This is a genomic window from Leifsonia sp. Root112D2 (genome assembly GCF_001424905.1).
Lineage (GTDB): Bacteria > Actinomycetota > Actinomycetes > Actinomycetales > Microbacteriaceae > Root112D2.
The window spans coordinates 2,259,768-2,278,291 of the sequence record NZ_LMCU01000001.1; the positions used below are offsets into that span (position 1 = coordinate 2,259,768).

The window sequence follows — 18,524 nt, forward strand, 5'->3', positions numbered from 1 at the left end:
AACTCGTTGTCATCTGATACCCATGGGGGGTACCATCGACATCGTGATGAACGAGACGAATCCAGCGCACGCAGACCACGATGCCGGCGAGCACGCGCAACACGCAGACCACGACATGCACTCCGCTCACGACCCGCATGCTGGCCACGCCGGTCATGAAGGTCACGACCCCGCAATCTTCCGGCGCAAGTTCTGGCTGAGCCTGGCGCTGACGGTGCCGACGATGGTCTTCTCAACGGGTCTGCAGGACATTCTCGGCCTGTCCGGGCCCCGTTTTGCGGGCAGCAGCCTCATTCCCGCTGTCTTCGGCATCGTGCTCTTCGTCTACGGAGGCATGGTCTTCCTGCGCGGCGCCGTGACCGAGCTGCGCGGCAGGCAGCCCGGAATGATGACACTCATCTCCCTGGCGATCATCGTGGCCCTCGGCTACAGCCTCGCTGTCACCCTCGGCCTGGCCGGCATGGACTTCTGGTGGGAGCTGGCCACCCTCATCACCATCATGCTGCTTGGTCACTGGATAGAGATGTCCGCGGTGATGGGGGCGCAGGATGCTCTCGGCGAGCTGGCCGGGCTGCTTCCGAACGAGGCGGAGCGGGTGCATCGTCACGACGGGCAGCCGGAGCGCGCAGAGACCGTCGCCGTTTCCGATCTGAGCGTGGGCGACCTCGTTCGTGTGCGACCGGGGGCAGCGGTTGCCGCCGACGGCGAGATCGTCGAGGGGAGCGCCGAGATCGATGAGTCGATGCTCACGGGGGAGTCGCGCGCGCTCGAGCGCGGCATGGGTGACGCCGTCGTCGCCGGGAGCATCGCCGGCGGCGGATCCCTCCTCGTGCGCGTCACGAAGACCGGTTCTGACACGGCGCTGGCCGGGATCATGCGACTCGTCGCGGATGCCCAGGCCAGCAAGTCCGGCGCCCAGCTGTTGGCCGATCGTGCCGCCGCATGGCTGTTCTACGTTGCGCTCGCCGCGGCCGTCATCACCCTGGTCGTCTGGTGGCTGCTGCGCCCCGACGACCCGGCATTCGTGCTTGAGCGCGTCGTTGCCGTGCTCATCATCGCCTGCCCGCACGCCCTCGGACTCGCCATCCCGCTCGTTGCGCAGATCTCTACCGCGCGGGGTGCGCGTCGCGGACTTCTCGTGCGCGACAGGCATGCGCTTGAGGAGGCGCGCGCGATCGATGTCGTGCTCTTCGACAAGACGGGCACCCTCACCGAGGGCAGGCAGGGTGTGGCATCCGTGGTGACGGCCGAAGGCGTCGACGAAGCCGAGCTGCTGGCTCATGCTGCGGGCATCGAGTCGGCCGCCGAGCATCCGATCGGGCGGGCAATCGTTGCCGAGGCGCGTCAGCGCGGGCTGAGCTGGCCGCACGCTGGTAATTTCGAGGCATCCGCGGGCCGGGGCGTGTCGGGCACTGTTGGCGGCCGCTCCATTTCGGTGATGGCACCCCGCGTGCTCACCGAGCGCGGACTCACCGCGCAGCCCGAGCTCGTGAACGCCGCGAATGCCGCATCACGCGCCGGTCGTACCGTCGTGTTCGTGACCGTCGATGATCGCGTTGAAGGGCTCGTGACCATAGCGGATGTCATCAGGCCGGAATCGAAAGAGGCGATCGAGACTCTCACGAAGCGTGGTATCCGCGTGGCGATGCTCACGGGCGACTCGCAGGCCGTCGGTGCCGCTGTCGCGGCCGAGCTGGGCATTGCCGAGGTGTTCGCCGAAGTGCTGCCTTCCGACAAGGCGGATGTCGTCGCGCGCCTGCAGAAAGACGGTTCCAGGGTCGCGATGGTGGGAGATGGCGTGAACGACGCGCCCGCGCTGGCGCGCGCCGACGTGGGCATGGCCATCGGGGCCGGAACCGACGTCGCTATCGAGTCCGCGGGCATTGTGCTCGCCTCCAGCGATCCACGCGGTGTGACAACCGTGATAGCACTGTCGGCGGCCACCTACCGCAAGATGTGGCAGAACCTGGCGTGGGCCACCGGATACAACGTGGTGGCCATTCCGCTGGCGGCCGGGGTGACGACGAGCCTCGGTTTCGTGGTCTCCCCGGCGCTCGGAGCCGTGCTGATGTCGATCTCGACGATCGTCGTGGCGCTGAACGCTCAACTGCTGCGGCGCGCCCCGATCGGGTGATGCCGCGACGGGTACGGAGTCGGTCATAATCGGGTCATGAGCGCTGCACCGTCCCGTGTCGTCGTGGCCATCAACCCCACGGCGGCCTTTGGCAAGCACCTCGCGGTGGGCGCGGGCGTGGTTGATGCCGTTGCGGCGGCCGGGTACGAGGCCGTCGCCGTGAGCGCGGCCAACTTCGAACTCCTTCGACGCGAGACGGAGGCGGCACTTCGTGACGATGATCGTGCTCTGGTCGTGGTCGGCGGTGACGGCATGGTGAGCATGGGCGTGAACCTCGTGGCCACAACATCCGTGCCTCTGGGCATCGTCGCGACAGGAACCGGCAACGACACGGCGCGCTCACTCGGCCTGCCGCATGACGACACGGATGCCGCGGTGCGCGCCCTCGTGACCATGCTGAGCCGCCCGCCGCGTGTCATCGACGCGGGCCGGGTGCGTCACGGTGAGCTGACCACCTGGTTCGCCGGTGCGGTTTCTGCCGGGTTCGACGCAATTGTCAATGATCGGGCGAACCACATGTCGTGGCCGCGCGGCGCGAGTCGATACACGCTGGCGCTGTTGCGGGAGATGCTCACGCTCAAGCCGATCGAATACCGCCTGGTCGTGGACGGAGTACCGCGCACCGAGCGGGCGCTGCTCATTTCGGTGGCGAATGGCAACTCGATCGGTGGTGGAATGCGCATCGTTCCGCAGGCCCGCCTCGACGACGGGCTTCTCGATCTCTTCCTCGTGTCGCCGATGCGACGGCTCGCCTTCCTCCGCGTGTTCCCGAAGGTCTTCTCCGGTACGCATACCGAGCTCGACGAGGTGCACATCTCGCGCGTGCGCTCGGTGCGCATCGACGCGGACGACATCGTCGCCATGGCCGACGGCGAGCGCATTGGGGCGCTCCCCATCGACATCGACATCGTGCCGGGAGCGTTGCGTGTGCTGGCGCCGCTGGCTGCACCCCTGGCCAGCGAAACCACCCCGCGTCCGCGATCTGCAGGGCGCACCGAGGGGGCCGGGCCTTCCACAGTTTGAATGCACCCACGGGGTATGGCATACTCGATGAGTTGCAAGCGGCCCCATCGTTTAGCGGCCTAGGACGTCGCCCTCTCACGGCGGTAACGCGGGTTCAAATCCCGCTGGGGTCACCAACAGCCCGGATACCAGTCATTCACTGGTGTCCGGGCTTTTCTTCGCTCCGGCCCGGTGGGGCGGCCCGGAGTAACTCTCGATATCGTCGACTCGGTCGTCGGAGCGACAACCGGGAAGATGCCAGGGGACTCACGTCACCAGCCGGTGGCGAGCAGGTGCTGCGCCAGAAGTGCGAACCCGGTCTGTGCCACCAGCCCGTATCTCCGCCAGCGCGGGGGCAGCAGCGCGGTGCCGACCAGCAGCCAGGGCATGAACGGCAACCAGATGCGCTCCACCTCAGCCCGGCTCATTTGCGAGATGTCAGCTAGCACCACGCAGAGCAGCGCCGCGATCGTGAGCAGCACCGCGGCGAGCTCGGCCGGTTCCCGCCTGAAGACTCCCTTGATTCGGGCGATCGCTGCCGCGACGGCCGCACCGAGGATAGGGCCGGCGCCGATGCACAGTGCGGCGAGGTCGGCCCAGGTCCAATACGTTCCTGGCCTCAGGTGGGCATCGCCTGCCCAGTACCGTTGCACGAGCACCGGATACCCCTGCCACCACGCGAAGCCGAAGGCCGCGAACACCAGCACGACCGCCACTGCTCCACCGACCGCCCAGAGCAGCGGCCACCACGAGCGGGCAGCGATCAGAACTGTAAGCGCGAGCACGCCAAGCAATGGCAATCCATACGACAACATCGTGCAGCAGCCGAACAACAAACCTGCGCCCACCGCCCAGCCTGCCGCCGCCGTTCGTGAGCGCGTGGTCGCCGCCACCGCAAGGCAGCAGAGCGCCCACGCGGCGAATGCGGCGAACACCGCGTCGCCGGAGACGGCCATCCAGATCGCCATGGGTGAGAGCACCAGCAGGGGAGCCGCCCGGCGGGCCGCATCGGCCCCGCCCAGGCGGCGCAGCGTGATCAGTACCGCGATCGGCACCGTGGCGGCGATCAACACAACCACTATCCCGGCGGCGAGCCCGCTGCCGAGTCCAAGCCGTGCTAGTAGCACGAAGAACAGCAGCGCGCCGGGCGGATGTCCGGCGATCTGGATCTGCCAGTTATCGTGACTCTGCAGGGGAATGTGGTCGACGAAACCGTGGAGGGTTGCGACGATGTCCGTGATCGATCGGGCGGTCGGCAAATACTCGTGCGGGGTGTCCAGAATGTGCCCGATTCCACGCCAGCCGTCGACCGCCGCGAGCGCGACCAGCCAGGCCAGACCGAGCAGGTAGGCGCCTATCAGCACGCCCCGCCAGCGCCAGAGGGCCGCCGCGCGCGGCGCGAAGATCACGCCGAGCACCGCAACCGCGATCGCCGGAATCGTGCCGGGGCCGATGCGGGGCCGCCAACTGGCGTGCAGCGGTGGGAAGGTGCTCTCGTGCACGTTCAGTCCCGTGAGTGCGGGCACGATCATCGCTGCGGCGATCAGTAGCACAGCCACGCTGAGGCCGACCCAGGGCGCCGTCATCCGTTGGGCGATGCTCGCCTTGTCGACGTTCACATCGCGGCGGCGGCCGGCGCACCGGTCGACGGCGGTTCCGCTGCCCGGCTCGGCGCCGTGGCGAGCGACTGTACCCCGTCGGCGAACAACACCTCCGCCCGCCAGCCCAGTTCATCGCAGGCACGCTGGTTCGAGGCGGTTATATGCCTCACGTCGCCCAGCCGGTACTCGCCGGTGATGATCGGCGCCGGTCCATTGAGCGCTTCGGCGAGCGCGTGGGCCAGGTCGCCGACGGTGTGCACCACTCCGCTGGCGATGTTGAAGGCGCGTGCGCTGCCCTCCGGCTGTTGCGCCGTCCACGCGGCCGCGGCCAGGTTGGCGGATGCCACGTCGCTGACGTGCACGAAGTCGCGGCGCTGGGCACCATCCTCAAACACACGTGGTGCCTCGCCGCGATCCAGAGCCGAGCGGAACAGCGAGGCGACGCCCGCGTACGGCGTGTCTCGAGGCATCCGTGGGCCGTACACATTGTGGTAGCGAAGCATCGCCACTCGGCCTCCGGTGGCGCGCGCCCATACGGTCGCGAGATGCTCCTGTCCCACCTTGGTCGCGGCATAGACATTGCGCGGGTCGAGGAGGGCGTCTTCGGAGATCAGCACGGGCTGCAGGTTCTCGCGTGTTCGGGGCGAGACCGGCTCGAACCGACCGGCGTGCAGGTCGGCAGCGGCACGGGGCGGTGCCAGAACCGGACCGTCTCCGTCCCGGTATCCGCCCTCGCCATAGACGACCATCGAGGAAGCGAGCACCAGCCGATCGACCCGGGCGCGGGCCATGGCGGCGAGCACCGTAGCGGTGCCGGTCTCGTTGCTGTGCACGTAGTCGGGGGCATCGTCGAAGTCAACTCCGAGTCCCACCTTCGCTGCCTGATGGCAGACTACGTCGATGTCGTGCAGCAGAGCGTCGACCGCATCGGGGTCGGTCACGTCGGCACGCACCACCTCCAGGCCGGGACGTTGGGATGCCTCACCCCACGCGGCATCCCCGCTCATTGGGCCTGATGAGGAGCCGCTCGACGCAGAGTGCGCGTGCACGTCATGTCGGAACGAGTCGGCCACACGCACGTGCCACCCACGGTGCAGTGCCAGGTCGACAATGTGCGAACCGATGAATCCGGCACCGCCAGTGATCAGTATCCTCGGCATCAGCGCGACTCCGATGCTGCCGTCTGTCGGCTGACCGCATCCCGTCGTTCGAGAGGGCCGTCCGCCCGCGTCGCATGCACGGTCGGCGTCGCACCCCTGACCGGCGACTTCGCGAGAACCTGCCGTACTGCATCCGTCGGAATTGCCTCGCGCGGGGCATAGTCGACCGGAATTGCCGCCACGATGGCCGCCAGCGCCTCCCGGATACGTCCGCCCGCGGCGGCGAGCCGGTCGAGCACCACCTGAGCCTCCACGGCCTCTGTCTCGGTGTCGCCAGCATCCGTATCGGTGACGAAGGAGAGGTTCACGTAACCGACATTGAGCTCGGCCGCGAGGGCGACTTCCGGGTACTGCGTCATGTTCACGATGTCGCCGCCCGCCGAACGCAACCATCGTGACTCCGCGCGCGTGGAGAACCGGGGCCCCTGCACGACGACGGTCGTGCCCGTGCCCGAAGGGTGCTCGCCGAGTGTGGCGAGAGCGGTCAGCGCGGTCTGACGTAATTGTGGGCAATAGGGGTCGGCGAACGGCAGGTGCTGAACCGAACCCGCATCGAAGAAGGTGTCGTCTCTGCCCCAGGTGCGGTCGATCAGTTGGTCCGGCACCACAAAGGCGCCGGGCTGCAGATCGGATGAGATCGACCCCACTGCGCTGGAACTGACAATCGCACGCACGCCGAGCGAGGCGAGCGCCCACACATTGGCCCGGTAACCGATGCGATGCGGCGGTACCGAGTGGTCGGTGCCGTGGCGGGGAAGGAACGCCACCTGCCGCCCTGCGAACTGGCCGATCGCAACTTCGGCCGATGTCGCACCGTAGGGGGTCGGGATGCGACGTACGGTGGCAACATCGGTATCGAACAAGCGATAGAGGCCTGAACCGCCGATAAGCCCGATGGGGGCGGCGCCGGCGTCCCCCCATGTGTAGTTGCTCGGTGCCATGGTTGTCCTCTCCCACTGCCGTCATCAGCCGTACGGCCAGCTTGGCAAGGAAGTGACCCTGACCGGGGTCACAACCGATTACGGAGTGGTGACGGATTCGTTGGCGTTCGCAGACCGTAAGGTTTGACGGCCGCGAACCGAACGCCCGCTGACGACACTGGAAACATGACGCGACTCACCCAGCGAGTCGGCGACCGGCTGCAGGCCCGCGCCGCCGTCATTCAGGCTGGGCTGGCATCGCCGGTGCGCACGACTCGGACGACCGTGGTGCTGGGGCGATTGCTCGCCTCGGCCTTTGTGATCTGCTTTCTCACGGGGCTGTACAGCCACTTCCTGCAGCAACCATTGCCGTGGATGGTCTTTCCCACGCGCCCGACAAATCTGTATGCCCTCACTCAGGGCATACACGTCACGGTGGGCATCGCGATATTTCCGTTGATTTTCGCCAAGCTCTGGGTGGTCTACCCCAAGCTCTTCGTCTGGCCGCCCTTCGACTCGGTGCGCACGCTACTGGAACGGGTCTCGGTCGCGGTGCTTGTCGCCGCGGCAGTGCTCGAGCCGGTGATCGGCCTGATCAATTCGTACCAGTGGTATCCGTGGGCATTTTCGTTCCGAAGTTCTCACTACGGTCTGGCCTGGGTGATCGTGGGCGCGATCGCCGTGCATATCGCAGTCAAGTTGCCTCTGATCGTGCGCCACTGGCGACGACCGGCGCAGCCGGATCCGGAAGGCACACGATGACGGGCAAGGGAGCACCCGTGGAAAGGCGTGCGTTCCTTGTCGGAGTGGGCGCGTCCGCGCTCGCCCTCGTCGGCTTGACCGCGGGCCAGTCATTTCACTGGCTTGCGCCGTTCAACGCTTTCGCACCGAGGCAATGGGGAACAGGGCCGCAGAATCTGCCTGTCAACCGCACGGCAGAGCAGGCTGCAGTCGGGGCTCTCGCGACGGCCAGCCACTGGCAGCTGAGCGTCAGAAACGGTACTCGCATGCGGCGCTTCGGCCGCCGCGAACTCGAGGCTATGCCGCAGACCGAGGCGGTGTTGCCGATTGCCTGTGTCGAGGGGTGGAGCACCTCAGCGCACTGGCAGGGAGTGCGATTGAAGCACGTGCTGGACAGCGTCGGTGCTGCGCAGGCAGCCGCCGTGCGAATCACGAGTCTGGAGCCGAAGGGCTACTACCGGGTCACGCACATGCCGGCCGAATATGTGCGCGACGACACTACTCTCGTTGCTCTTGCCGTCAACGGCGCACCGCTCGATCTCGACCACGGCTACCCTGCACGGATCATCGCGCCGGGCCGCCCTGGAGTTCTGCAGACGAAGTGGCTTGCGTCCATCGAGGTGATTTCATGAAATCCGCCCGAGCGCTCCTCATTGCGATCGGTGTCGTACTCGCGGCGGTCGGCGTGCTGGCCATGGTGCAGTCGATACGTTTCGAGCAGCTCCTCGATTTGGCAATCTGGCTCGCGTGCGCCGTGCTCCTGCACGATGGCGTGTTCGTTCCTCTCACCCTCGTGTTCTCGGGGCTCTCGGTTCGAGCCGGACGGGCCCTGCCTGCTGCCGCGTTGAATCTGGTGCAGATCGGTTTCGTGGTCGGAGCGCTGTTGACGCTGGTGGTCGCGCCCGAGATCTTTGCGCAGGCGCGCGGCAACTCCAATCCAACGATCCTGATGTTCGACTACGGTATTCGGCTCGTCGTGATGTGGGCAATTATCATTCTCGTTGTCGCGGCGGGCAGCATTCTCATCGTGGCGCGTACTCGGCGAAAGAGCGTTCCCGCTCGCTCCACTCCCGCATCAGAGTGAGACCGGCGCGCTGCGCATATTCATGCAGCGCCAGCGTGCCGACCTCTGCCCAGTCGAATGGCAGGCTGGATCGCCCATAATCGTCGGTGATGACGCCGCGGAAGCAGCGGTCGCGCACGGTGTCGTTGTGTGCCTCGACCACGATGCGGCCGTCGCCGTGCACGAGCGCAGCGCAGCGCTGCAGGAGTGCCGCCGGCTCACCACCAATGCCGATGTTGCCATCGAAGAGCAACGCCACACCCCACTCGCCTTCGTTTGGCAGCTGATGGAACACGTTGCGGCGAAGAACAGGCAGCCCATTCGCGCGGGCAAGCTCCGTCGCCGTCTTCGAGGTGTCGATGCCGAGCGCGAGCCGTCCGGCAAGGATGGAGGCCTTCACGAGTCGACCGGGACCGCAGCCGATATCGAGAATCGGTCCTTCCAATCGTTCGACCAGCAGGCGCTCCGACTCGGACGCGTCGCCGAGAAAACGGCGAACGTCAATGCGGCTCGCGGTATCCATGCCGGTATCGGTAGTGGGTCGCAGAGAGAGCACACCGTGGCCCCTCGTCAAGGCGTGGTCGTACGGCTCCTGTGCGCCGGCGCCAAAGTATCCCGAGCTGGCCGGCGCAGTCGACCCGAGCACAATACTCGTCATGAGGGTAGCCCTTGGCCGAGCGGTGATCTGAGGCTGACGACTTCCGTCGCAGCCGTCCTCTGGATCTCGTCAACGATGTGAGCGACGGTGGATACGGGAAGGTGCGACACCACGTCCTCCAGGGAGCGCACAGTGTCGATGTCGGTCAACTCGGGTAGATCGCGTACCTGCAGTCCGGCATCCACGAGACGTTTGCGTTGGATGCTCCCCGTGTCGCGCCGGGACATTGGCACGCCGCGCACGAGGTCGCCGCGCGGCTCGGCAAGGGCGAGCGCCCAGAAGCCGCCGTCGGCGGCGGGCCCGAACCACGCGTCCGTGCCCTGCGGCCACGGCTCGAACACGCAGCCGAGGTTAGACGCTGCGATCTGCGGGGTATCCATTCCGATCAGCACTGTCGGCCCGGAACACGCGTCGAAAACCGAGCCGATTCGCTCGTCGAGAGAGCCCTGTGGCTGCGGCCACACTTCGTAATCCGAGGCCTCGACGGGCGGCTCATCGCCTTCGAAGAACAGGATGCGTCGTGTCGCAGGCAGAGTGTCGGCAGCGTTGAGGGTGTCCGTCAGGCTCGCGTGCGCGATGCGTGCGGCATCTGCGAGGCTGAACGGCGGGTGCAGTCTCGTCTTGACGCGTCCGGGCAGGCATTGCTTGGCGATGATCACGAGCGTCGTCATCGCGATGCCGTCAGGAGCCGTGACATGTCCCGCACCGCGGTGAGAGTGCCTCGAACGGTTCCGGTCACCTTCGATCGGCCGATTCGCGGATGATAATCCACGTCGATCTCCGCAATTCGCCAGCCGGCATCCGCTGCGCGCAGCACCATCTCCAGGGGGTATCCGCTCCGCCGATCCTGCAGGCGCAGCCCCAGAAGCCCCTCACGGCTTGCGGCACGCAGCGGGCCAAGATCGTGGAGTGATGCCCCGGTTATGGCGCGGAGACGATGGGCGAGTATGGCGTTGGCGAGGCGGGCATGCAGCGGCCAGGCACCGGCCGTGACGGCGCGACGGCGTCCCAGCACCAACTGTGCGACGCCTGCTCGTATCGGATCAACCACACGGTTCAGCTGCACGGGATTGAAGGAACCGTCCGCATCGCAGAATGCGACGATGGGCGCGGTCGCGGCCAGCAGACCCGCGTGGGCCGCGGCGCCGAATCCGCGCCGCGGCTCGAAGACCACGGTCGCGCCGTACTCTGTGGCGACCCGTGCCGAGGAATCCGTCGACCCATTGTCGACCACAATCGCGTGGAACCCTGCTGGCATGCGGCTGAGCACGCCGGGCAATGCGGCCTGCTCGTTTAGACACGGCAGGACGACATCCACGACGGCGATAGGCATGTCTCGACCTTATGAATGTGCGTGAGAGAGATCCCAGCAGAAAGTCTTACGATCCGGAAACGTGACGGCTCTCACGCAGAGTTCCCCTCCACCGTGGGGCTGCAGCCGCTCTAGTCTGAGGGAATGAGGAGTGCGAGTCGATGACGAACCCATCGCGGCCGGATGCGCAGCAGGCCGATCCACTGCTCGGTCGGCGCGTTCTCGTCGTGGAGGACGACCCGACGGTTCAGGAGGTCGCAAGCAGTTACCTGAGCGCGGCAGGATTTCTCGTGGACCGGGCCAACGACGGGTTCACGGCTCTGGAGATGGTGAGGCGCGTCGCGCCCGATTTGATTGTGCTCGACCGGATGCTGCCGGGCATCGACGGGGCGGAGGTATGCCGACGCATCCGCGAGCGATCGAGCACGCCGGTCATTCTGCTCACCGCGTTGGACGCAACGGAAGATCGCATTGTCGGCCTGGAGGCGGGCGCCGACGACTACCTGACCAAACCGTTCTCGCCGCGCGAGCTGGTGTTGCGTGTGCAATCGATCTTGCGTCGCAGTGTGACGGAGCTAACTCCGGAGGCCCCGTTCGAGCTCGGTCCGTTCCACCTCGACCCTTCAGCGCGTATCGCGGCGAAGAACGGTGATGAGCTGGCGCTCTCGGCACGTGAATTCGAGCTGTTCGCATTTTTGCTCAAGCACCCCGGGCAGGCGTTCGGGCGTGAGACGCTGTTGCGATCGGTGTGGGGCTGGACCTTCGGCGACCTTTCCACCGTGACGGTCGCGGTACGACGGCTGCGCGAAAAGATCGAAGACGATCCGACAAGACCCACCATCCTCCGCACGGTGTGGGGCGTTGGATATCGACTGGAAGTGACAGCATCGTGATTCCATTTTCCGATCTCGTCGCGATCCTTTCGATAGCGCTGGTGTGCGCCCTCGTGATCGGTGCTTTCGGCCTGGCGGTGTTACGCCTCGCGCGCCGCGCACCGTTGCTCGCCCAGCTCTGCGTCGTCGTGGCAACCGCCATCGTCTCTGTCACCGTCGGGATGATTGCGGTCGCACAGGAGATGTACCTGTCGCCACACGATCTGGTCGTCACCTTTTATGTCGCGGGTGTCGCCGCGCTGGTCTCGCTGGGGGTGGCCTTGGTGCTCGGGCGGGCCTTCACTCGAAACGCCGTTCGATTGCGTGAAATCACTCGCTCGATCAGCGAGGGGCAGCGCATCCAGTTCACAGCCGACGACAGTCAAAACGCCGAGTTCGGTGACCTTGCTGCCGACCTTGCCGAGACGAGCCGCAGACTTGCCGAATCCCGCGAGGAGGTAGCCGCGATGGATGCCTCCCGGCGGGAGCTGATCGCCTGGATCTCGCACGACCTTCGCACTCCTCTGGCCGGCCTGCGAGCGATGGCGGAGGCGCTCGAAGATGGCATGGCTGAGGACCCACAACGCTTCCACCGGCAGATGCGCCTCCAGGTGGAGCATCTCTCGGGCATGGTCGATGACCTGTTCGAGCTGTCGAAGATTCAATCCGGCACCCTGTCGCTCGCGCTTGAGCCGATTTCGGTATACGACCTGGTCAGCGATGCGGTTGCCGACGTTGCAACCCTTGCCGCGTCCCGGTCTATCACGCTGCGTGAAAGCACCGCGGAGGGCCTCAGCGTGCTCGGCGACGCCCGTGAACTCACCCGCGTGGTGGGGAACTTGCTGATGAACGCCATCCAGCATTCACCGGCCGGCGCCGAGGTCTCCATCAGCGCGCAACCGGATGGCGCGGGCAGCGCCGTGCTGTCGGTGCAGGACAGCGGAGGCGGCATTTCCGAGCACGACCTGTCCAAGATATTCGAGCCCGGTTGGCGCTCGAGTGCGGCCCGCGGCCCGGGGGATGCGTTCGGCTCCGCCGGCGCAGGACTTGGACTCGCGATAGTGCACGGCATCGTCACTGCGCATCAAGGGGCCATCGCCGTCAGAAACATCGCAGGAGGATGCCGATTCGACATCAGTCTGCCGGCAAACGGCCCGGAGTCTTGAGCCGGGGGAAGAAGCGCAGACTCACGGAGTGGGAGAGGCCCACAGCCACCGGTTAGACTTGCGCAATCGAAGGGGAGTATTCCGGAGGGCGCGCACCGTGCGCCCACGCCATTCTCGTCAGTACGGGTCGTGTCATCGCGGCCCCGGGGGCGGCGGCACCATCATGGGTGCGGGAGAGACTTTCGGGCCATCGCGCGTGAGCGTGCCCGAAGAGAGGAACCCATGGAACTCGCCCTTCCGCTCTGTTTCGAGATCACATCCTTCATCGTCCTGATTGTGATTCTTGTGGCGGACCTTGCCCTGATCATCAAACGACCGCACGTGCCGAAGCCGCGCGAGGCCGCACTGTGGATCTCGTTCTACGTAGCGCTCGCTCTCCTCTTTGCGTTGCTGATATTTCTGCTCGGCGACGCCGAGCACGCGGGGCAATTCATCACCGGCTGGATCACCGAATACAGCCTGAGCATCGACAACCTGTTCGTGTTCGTGGTGATCATGAGCCGCTTCAAGGTGCCGCGATCCTCGCAGCAAGAGGTGCTCATGGTGGGCATCGTGGTCGCGCTCGTACTACGCGGAATTTTTATTCTGGTCGGGGCTCAACTCATCGCGAACTTCGCCTGGATCTTCTATCTCTTCGGTGCATTCCTGCTCTACACCGCCGTTCACGGCCTGTTCGCGCACCCGTCGGACGAGAGCGAAGACAACGCAATCGTTCGGATGCTGCGACGCAGGCTGCGCATCTCCGAACAGTACGACGGATTCAAGCTGCGCACGACGGTGAACGGCCGCAGCATGCTCACCCCGCTCATCATCGTGTTCCTCGCACTCGGCACCACCGATCTGCTGTTCGCCCTCGATTCGATTCCCGCGATCTTCGGCATCACCACGAGCCCGTTCATCGTGTTCACGGCGAACATCTTCGCCCTCATGGGGCTGCGGCAGCTGTACTTTCTGCTCGGCCACCTTCTGGAGAAGCTGGCGTACCTCTCCTACGGCATCGCGTTCATCCTCGCCTTCATCGGCGTCAAACTGGTCTTTCACGCGATGCACGCGAATGCCGTACCATTCCTGAACGACGGCCGGCCTTTTGAGTGGGCGCCCGACATCGGAACCTGGACCTCGCTCATCGTCATTGTTGCGGCGATGACGGTTGCTACCGTCGCGAGTCTGTTGAAGTTGCAGTGGGATACCCGTCATGCAGGTAAGAATGGTCTAGAACAGAGTGACCCGCATACGGGGGGCGCACAGCAGTCTCAGGAGGAAAAGGGTCAGTGAACGTGAACGTCGAGGCAAGTGCACGCAGCGATGTGGGCAGTGTGCGCAAGGTCAATGAAGACAGCTTCGTGGCGAGAACTCCGGCATTTCTGGTGGCGGACGGGATGGGCGGCCACGCTCGTGGCGACAAGGCGAGCCAGGCCGCCGTGCGGGTGCTCGGAGAGTTTCTGCCGGCAGGATACGACCCCAGCCCCGACGAGGTGGTTGCGGCCGTACACGCTGCCAACGATGCCGTTCGTGCCCTCTCCACCGTTGATGACTCGGGCGTGGCCGTGGCCGGAACGACGCTCACCGGCGTCGTGCAGGTGCACGCCGACGACGAGCCGCGCTGGATGGTCGTCAACGTGGGCGATTCGCGGGTGTACAGCTGGGACGGCAGAACGCTCGGCCAGCTGACCGTCGATCATTCTGCCGTGCAGGAGCTTCTGGATGCCGGTGCGATCAGCGTCGGTGAGTCGCTCATCCACCCCGAACGCAATGTGATCACGCGCGCGCTGGGTGCCGATGACACCATTGAGGTGGACGTCTGGTTGCTGCCGGTGACGGGCACGCAGACGTTCCTGATCTGTTCAGACGGACTCTGCAAAGAGCTCGACGACGAGGCCATCGCCATGATTCTGGCCGATACCGGTGCCGGCCACACGGATGCCGCGAGCGTCGCCGACGCTCTGGTTGACGCCGCGCTCGAGGTTGGTGGGCGGGACAATGTGACGGTAATCGTGGTTGAATCGCAGGCGGGGGATGTCGCCGACGATCCGGATTCGACCCGGGACCGACCGGCGACCGCGCATGAATTCCTCGAAGACACCAGGCCGAGAGGGTAGGGGCGAGAGTCGTGCTTGAGGTTCAACATGCGGCAGCAGGGGGCTGGCTCGCGGTGGTTGCCGCGGGACGACTGCTGGTCGTGAACAGTCAGGATGCGTTCTCGACGGCAGACATCCGTGCGCTCTGGGATTCAATCGCGCGCCCGGACGGCCTGCGTACCTCGCTCGAATCGCTCACGAAGAAGGGACTGTCGGCCACGCCGCCGTTCGCCCTCGTGGAGTGGGAGGGCGACCCGATTGCCGCACCGGCGAGTGTGCGCTGCATTCTGCGCGGGGATGTGAGCCTCTCCCTCGACACCGTCGCCGGAGATCGCGACCTTTCCGGCGCAGCCGTCTCGACGTGGTTCGAGCAGTCTGTCTCCGGTGTCACGGGTTTTCGGTTGCAGTGCGGAGACGCACCGCAGGTATCCGACGCCGTGTTCCTGCCGTTGGCCGAGGGCGCCTCGTGGGTCAGCGGGCTGCGTCTGGGCTCATACGGTGAAGCGGATGCCGACCATACGGTTGTGCTGCCGCCTCGCGCAGCAGCCACACCAGCACAGGTGCCGACCGCCGAGGTGCCGGTCGTCGATGCAGCCGAACCACCAGCCGCACCCGAACCGACAGCCACGCCCGATTCGCACGAGGAGCGCGCGAGCGAGGAGACGATCGTCGAGGCTCCCTGCGCCGAGGGCGACGCGGCCCCGGGCGACGCGGTACGGGGTGACGCGGAGGCATCCATCGACGAGCAGTCCGGCTATGACCATCTCTTCGGCGCCACCCAGATGCGCAGCGTCGAAGACGCGGCCGTGCGCGCCGGCGAAGAAGCCGAGCCCGACGAGGTCGACGTGCAGAGCAAGAAGATCGATCTCCCCGCCTTCGTCACCGGGGCTGACCCGCTGGGCGAGGCGGAGGGCGATCACGACGGCCTCACCGTCTTCAGTGGAGACATCCAGAAGCTGCGCAAGGGCAGGAAGGCCAAGCGCGACGCGTCGGGGAAGAAGAAGGGTGCCGATGCGCCCGGCGAGGACAACGCCGCACCGGAAGCGCCGAAGAGTCCGGATTTCTACCTCACCCTCATGAATGGAACCAAGGAATATCTGGGGCAGCCGGTGCTCATCGGGCGCGCACCGAGCGTCAGCAAGGTCTCCGGCGGGCACATGCCGCGTCTGGTGACGGTCGGCAGCGCCGATCAGGACATCTCGCGCAATCACGTGCAGCTTTCCGTCGAGGGGGACACCGTGGTCGTGACAGATCTGCACTCGCGCAACGGCACGATAGTGGTGCTGCCCGGTAAGGCGCCGCAGAAGCTTCGGCAGGGCGAGCCGACCTCGGTGATAGTGGGCACCGTCGTCGACCTGGGCGGGGGAGTGAGCATGACGGTGTGTGAAGAGTGATGCGCCGGGCCGCCTCCCAGCCACCCGAGCTTCCCGGCTATGACTATGTCAAGGTTCTGGGCTCCGGCGGGTTCTCCGACGTGTTCCTCTATGACCAGCAGCTGCCGCGCCGCAAGGTGGCGGTCAAGGTGCTGCTCACCGAGGAACTGAATGCGGCCACGCGTGCCCAGTTCGTCGCCGAGGCCAACCTCATGGCGCAGTTGTCTGCGCACCCGTATATCGTCACGATCTATCACGCGGATGTCGCATCCGACGCCCGGCCGTATTTCGTCATGGAGTACTGCTCCGGCCCCAGCCTGGCCGACCGCTACAAACGCGATACCTTCAGCGTCGAGGATGCCTTGCGCACGGGGGTGCGCCTCTCCAGTGCCATCGCGACCGCGCACTCGGCGGGCATCCTGCACCGGGACATCAAACCGGCCAATGTGCTCACGAACGCCTTCGGCTGGCCGGCGCTGACAGACTTCGGCATCTCGTCCACCCTCGAGGAAGAGCTGCCGGTACACACCACCACGGCGGAGAAGATTCGGGAACAGGCCACTGACACCGGCACCGGGTCGGGCCAATCCGTGGGCATGAGCGTGCCGTGGTCACCGCCGGAGATGTTCGAAGACGAACCGCAGCCGGATGTGCGCAGCGACGTGTTCTCGCTCGCGGCCACGATCCACACCCTGCTCGCCGGGCGAACGCCGTTCGAGGTCGTCGGCCGCTCGAACGGAACCCTCGACCTGATCGGGCGCATCGAGCGCGGCGTGATCACGCCCATCGGGCGCGAGGACATTCCTCGGTCGCTCGTCGCCGTGCTGCAGAAGGGTATGGCCACGCGCCGTACCGACCGATTCTCCAGCGCGGTCGACTTCGCTCGTGCGCTGCAGCGCGTCGAGCTCGAGCTCGGTTACACGCCCACCAGCATCGAGGTGCCCAACCTCGTGGTCACGCCGGAGGCGCGCCCGGAGGGCGGAGAGGACGCCGACGAGACCCGGGTTCGCTCGGTCTCCACCATCGCGGTTCAGAAGCCGGGCAACACCGATAAGCCTGAGCGCCCCGTCGCCCGTGCAGCCGCGACACCCGTGCCCGAAAGTCCGCAGGAGTCCACTCGCCTGCGCACCCCGGTGAGCGTCGAACAGACGGTCATGCGGCCGCGCCGGGCGCCAGCCGAGGCAGAGGTGCTGCCGGCCGAGCACGCGCCCGTGACGGATGCCGCGCACGGAACCCGTCGCCTCGGCATCCTCATCGCCTGCATCGTGGCCGTGCTGCTCGTGGCCGGTGGGGTCACGGCCGCCGTACTTCTGCCCACGCTCGGCGGCGATCCGAAACAGACCACCGGCCCCGATCCGGTTCAGGGTGGTGGGGGCGGTCTCGACATCTCCACGATTCCCTCGCCGAAGAAGGGCACGGCAACGCCCAGCGCCGACGGTAAATCGGTGACGTTCGTCTGGACGAACCCGAAGCCGCAGAAGGACGACAAATACCTCTGGGCCGCGGCTGAGACGCCGGACAATAAGAACCTTGTCGTCGAACCGAAGGCCGTCGTGACGGGGGTGGTGCCGGGCTCGCGCGTCTGCATCAATATCGTTGTGCTGCGCGACGGGCAGACCTCGCCCAATCCGTTGAAGGTGTGCGACAAGTGAAACCCCTGAAGGTCGAGTTCTGCGGCGAGTGGTTCACCGTCGACGAGAGCCACGATTTCATGATCGGTCGCGAGGGCGACCTGGCCATCGACGACAACCCGTACCTGCACCGGCAGTTTCTGCGCATCTATAAGGATTTCGACATGTGGTGGCTGGGCAATGTGGGCAATCTGCTCTCCGCAACCGTCACCGACACCACCGGAACCGTGCAGGCATGGCTCGCGCCCGGCGCAAAGCTGCCGCTGGTCTTCCAGAAGATGCATGTCATGTTCAGCGCGGGTTCCACCACCTACGACTTCGCCATCCAGGCCGAGGACGACTACTTCAACACCTCGGTCTCGCTGAACACGACGGCGGGCTCCACCACCATCATGCCGGTGACGCTGACCGTCTCGCAGAAGCAGCTGATCCTCTCGCTCGCCGAAGACATCCTCACCCAGCAGGTGCCCGGTCGCGGCACCATGCCCACCTCGGCGGATGCCGCGAAGCGGCTGGGCTGGAGCATGACCACCTTCAATCGCAAACTCGACAATGTGTGCGACAAACTCGACAAGATCGGGGTCTCCGGGCTGCGCGGAGGCAAGGGCAAGCTGGCCAGCAACAGGCGTGCACGCCTGGTGGAGTACGCGGTGGCCACGCACCTGGTCAGCAACGAAGATCTACCCATGCTCGAGTGGCCGCGCGACACCGACGACGTCTGAGCGGCCCGAGGATTCCCGCCGCCCACGCTCTGGAACGCACCGGGAAGCCGTGTTAGCGTTGTCGAGGTTTTCCGCCGCCCCTTTCGGGGGG

General features: G+C 66.1%; 18 protein-coding genes and 1 tRNA gene. 13 read left to right on the top strand and 6 right to left on the bottom strand.

Translation table 11 applies throughout. The features are described from left to right. The first annotated feature begins 22 nt into the window (after window positions 1-22). The 3 genes from ASC63_RS10535 to ASC63_RS10545 all read left to right on the top strand — a co-directional run bounded on the left by ASC63_RS10535 (window position 23) and on the right by ASC63_RS10545 (window position 3,273). Window positions 23-2,134, top strand: a complete 2,112-nt coding sequence (locus ASC63_RS10535; protein ID WP_235492128.1) for a heavy metal translocating P-type ATPase — start codon at window positions 23-25, stop codon at window positions 2,132-2,134. Window positions 2,135-2,170: 36 nt separating this feature from the next. Beyond that, the gene (locus ASC63_RS10540) at window positions 2,171-3,157 is read left to right on the top strand and encodes a diacylglycerol kinase family protein (RefSeq protein ID WP_082487502.1); all 987 of its coding nucleotides are present in this window, start codon (window positions 2,171-2,173) and stop codon (window positions 3,155-3,157) included. 40 nt (window positions 3,158-3,197) lie between these two features. Beyond that, a tRNA-Glu gene (locus ASC63_RS10545) sits at window positions 3,198-3,273 on the top strand. Between the two features lie 135 nt (window positions 3,274-3,408). On the opposite strand, the gene ASC63_RS10550 is transcribed toward ASC63_RS10545, so the two are convergent. From ASC63_RS10550 to ASC63_RS10560, 3 genes are read right to left on the bottom strand one after another with little or no spacing between them, the layout of a single operon-like run. Continuing rightward, complete coding sequence (locus tag ASC63_RS10550) at window positions 3,409-4,722, bottom strand: glycosyltransferase family 39 protein (RefSeq protein ID WP_055815367.1); 1,314 nt, start codon at window positions 4,720-4,722, stop codon at window positions 3,409-3,411. Window positions 4,723-4,751: 29 nt separating this feature from the next. Next, entirely contained in the window at window positions 4,752-5,897 is a 1,146-nt protein-coding gene (locus ASC63_RS10555) for an NAD-dependent epimerase/dehydratase family protein (RefSeq protein WP_055812866.1), read from the bottom strand. Then, window positions 5,897-6,838, bottom strand: a complete 942-nt coding sequence (locus ASC63_RS10560; protein ID WP_082487504.1) for an S-methyl-5'-thioadenosine phosphorylase — start codon at window positions 6,836-6,838, stop codon at window positions 5,897-5,899. The genes ASC63_RS10555 and ASC63_RS10560 overlap by 1 nt, the downstream gene beginning before the upstream one ends. 165 nt (window positions 6,839-7,003) lie before the next feature. On the opposite strand from ASC63_RS10560, the gene ASC63_RS16675 reads away from it, so the two are divergent. From ASC63_RS16675 to ASC63_RS10570, 3 genes are read left to right on the top strand one after another with little or no spacing between them, the layout of a single operon-like run. Then, window positions 7,004-7,579: a cytochrome b/b6 domain-containing protein gene (locus ASC63_RS16675; protein WP_235492137.1), complete on the top strand. Its 576-nt coding sequence runs from the start codon at window positions 7,004-7,006 to the stop codon at window positions 7,577-7,579. After that, complete coding sequence (locus ASC63_RS16680) at window positions 7,576-8,190, top strand: molybdopterin-dependent oxidoreductase (RefSeq protein ID WP_235492146.1); 615 nt, start codon at window positions 7,576-7,578, stop codon at window positions 8,188-8,190. The genes ASC63_RS16675 and ASC63_RS16680 overlap by 4 nt, the downstream gene beginning before the upstream one ends. After that, window positions 8,187-8,642 carry a hypothetical protein gene (locus tag ASC63_RS10570; RefSeq protein ID WP_055812869.1) on the top strand — a complete coding sequence of 152 codons (456 nt, stop codon included), beginning with the start codon at window positions 8,187-8,189 and terminating at the stop codon, window positions 8,640-8,642. Before ASC63_RS16680 ends, ASC63_RS10570 begins: the two co-directional genes overlap by 4 nt. On the opposite strand, the gene ASC63_RS10575 is transcribed toward ASC63_RS10570, so the two are convergent. From ASC63_RS10575 to ASC63_RS10585, 3 genes are read right to left on the bottom strand one after another with little or no spacing between them, the layout of a single operon-like run. Beyond that, entirely contained in the window at window positions 8,581-9,279 is a 699-nt protein-coding gene (locus tag ASC63_RS10575; protein ID WP_055812871.1) for a class I SAM-dependent methyltransferase, read from the bottom strand. The genes ASC63_RS10570 and ASC63_RS10575 overlap by 62 nt on opposite strands. Beyond that, complete coding sequence (locus tag ASC63_RS10580) at window positions 9,276-9,950, bottom strand: TIGR04282 family arsenosugar biosynthesis glycosyltransferase (protein ID WP_082487506.1); 675 nt, start codon at window positions 9,948-9,950, stop codon at window positions 9,276-9,278. Before ASC63_RS10580 ends, ASC63_RS10575 begins: the two co-directional genes overlap by 4 nt. Then, a complete protein-coding gene (locus tag ASC63_RS10585; RefSeq protein ID WP_055812874.1) occupies window positions 9,947-10,612 on the bottom strand; it encodes a glycosyltransferase family 2 protein in 666 nt (221 codons plus the stop codon). Before ASC63_RS10585 ends, ASC63_RS10580 begins: the two co-directional genes overlap by 4 nt. 140 nt (window positions 10,613-10,752) lie before the next feature. Between ASC63_RS10585 and ASC63_RS10590 the strand changes: the two genes are divergently transcribed. From ASC63_RS10590 to ASC63_RS10620, 7 genes are all read left to right on the top strand, one after another. Next, entirely contained in the window at window positions 10,753-11,484 is a 732-nt protein-coding gene (locus ASC63_RS10590; RefSeq protein WP_055812877.1) for a response regulator transcription factor, read from the top strand. Continuing rightward, window positions 11,481-12,629: a sensor histidine kinase gene (locus ASC63_RS10595; RefSeq protein ID WP_055812881.1), complete on the top strand. Its 1,149-nt coding sequence runs from the start codon at window positions 11,481-11,483 to the stop codon at window positions 12,627-12,629. The genes ASC63_RS10590 and ASC63_RS10595 overlap by 4 nt, the downstream gene beginning before the upstream one ends. A 222-nt stretch (window positions 12,630-12,851) precedes the next feature. Continuing rightward, on the top strand, window positions 12,852-13,904 hold the full coding sequence (locus ASC63_RS10600) for a TerC/Alx family metal homeostasis membrane protein (protein WP_082487507.1): 1,053 nt from the start codon (window positions 12,852-12,854) through the stop codon (window positions 13,902-13,904). Beyond that, the gene (locus ASC63_RS10605) at window positions 13,901-14,728 is read left to right on the top strand and encodes a PP2C family protein-serine/threonine phosphatase (protein WP_055812884.1); all 828 of its coding nucleotides are present in this window, start codon (window positions 13,901-13,903) and stop codon (window positions 14,726-14,728) included. Before ASC63_RS10600 ends, ASC63_RS10605 begins: the two co-directional genes overlap by 4 nt. Before the next feature lie 11 nt (window positions 14,729-14,739). Beyond that, window positions 14,740-16,101, top strand: coding sequence for an FHA domain-containing protein (locus tag ASC63_RS10610; RefSeq protein WP_055812886.1), 1,362 nt, complete (start codon window positions 14,740-14,742; stop codon window positions 16,099-16,101). After that, window positions 16,101-17,732 (top strand): serine/threonine-protein kinase, encoded by a 1,632-nt coding sequence (locus ASC63_RS10615; protein ID WP_055812888.1) that lies wholly within the window; start codon window positions 16,101-16,103, stop codon window positions 17,730-17,732. Before ASC63_RS10610 ends, ASC63_RS10615 begins: the two co-directional genes overlap by 1 nt. 59 nt (window positions 17,733-17,791) lie before the next feature. Beyond that, window positions 17,792-18,433: a hypothetical protein gene (locus ASC63_RS10620; RefSeq protein WP_442915068.1), complete on the top strand. Its 642-nt coding sequence runs from the start codon at window positions 17,792-17,794 to the stop codon at window positions 18,431-18,433. Window positions 18,434-18,524 lie beyond the last annotated feature (91 nt).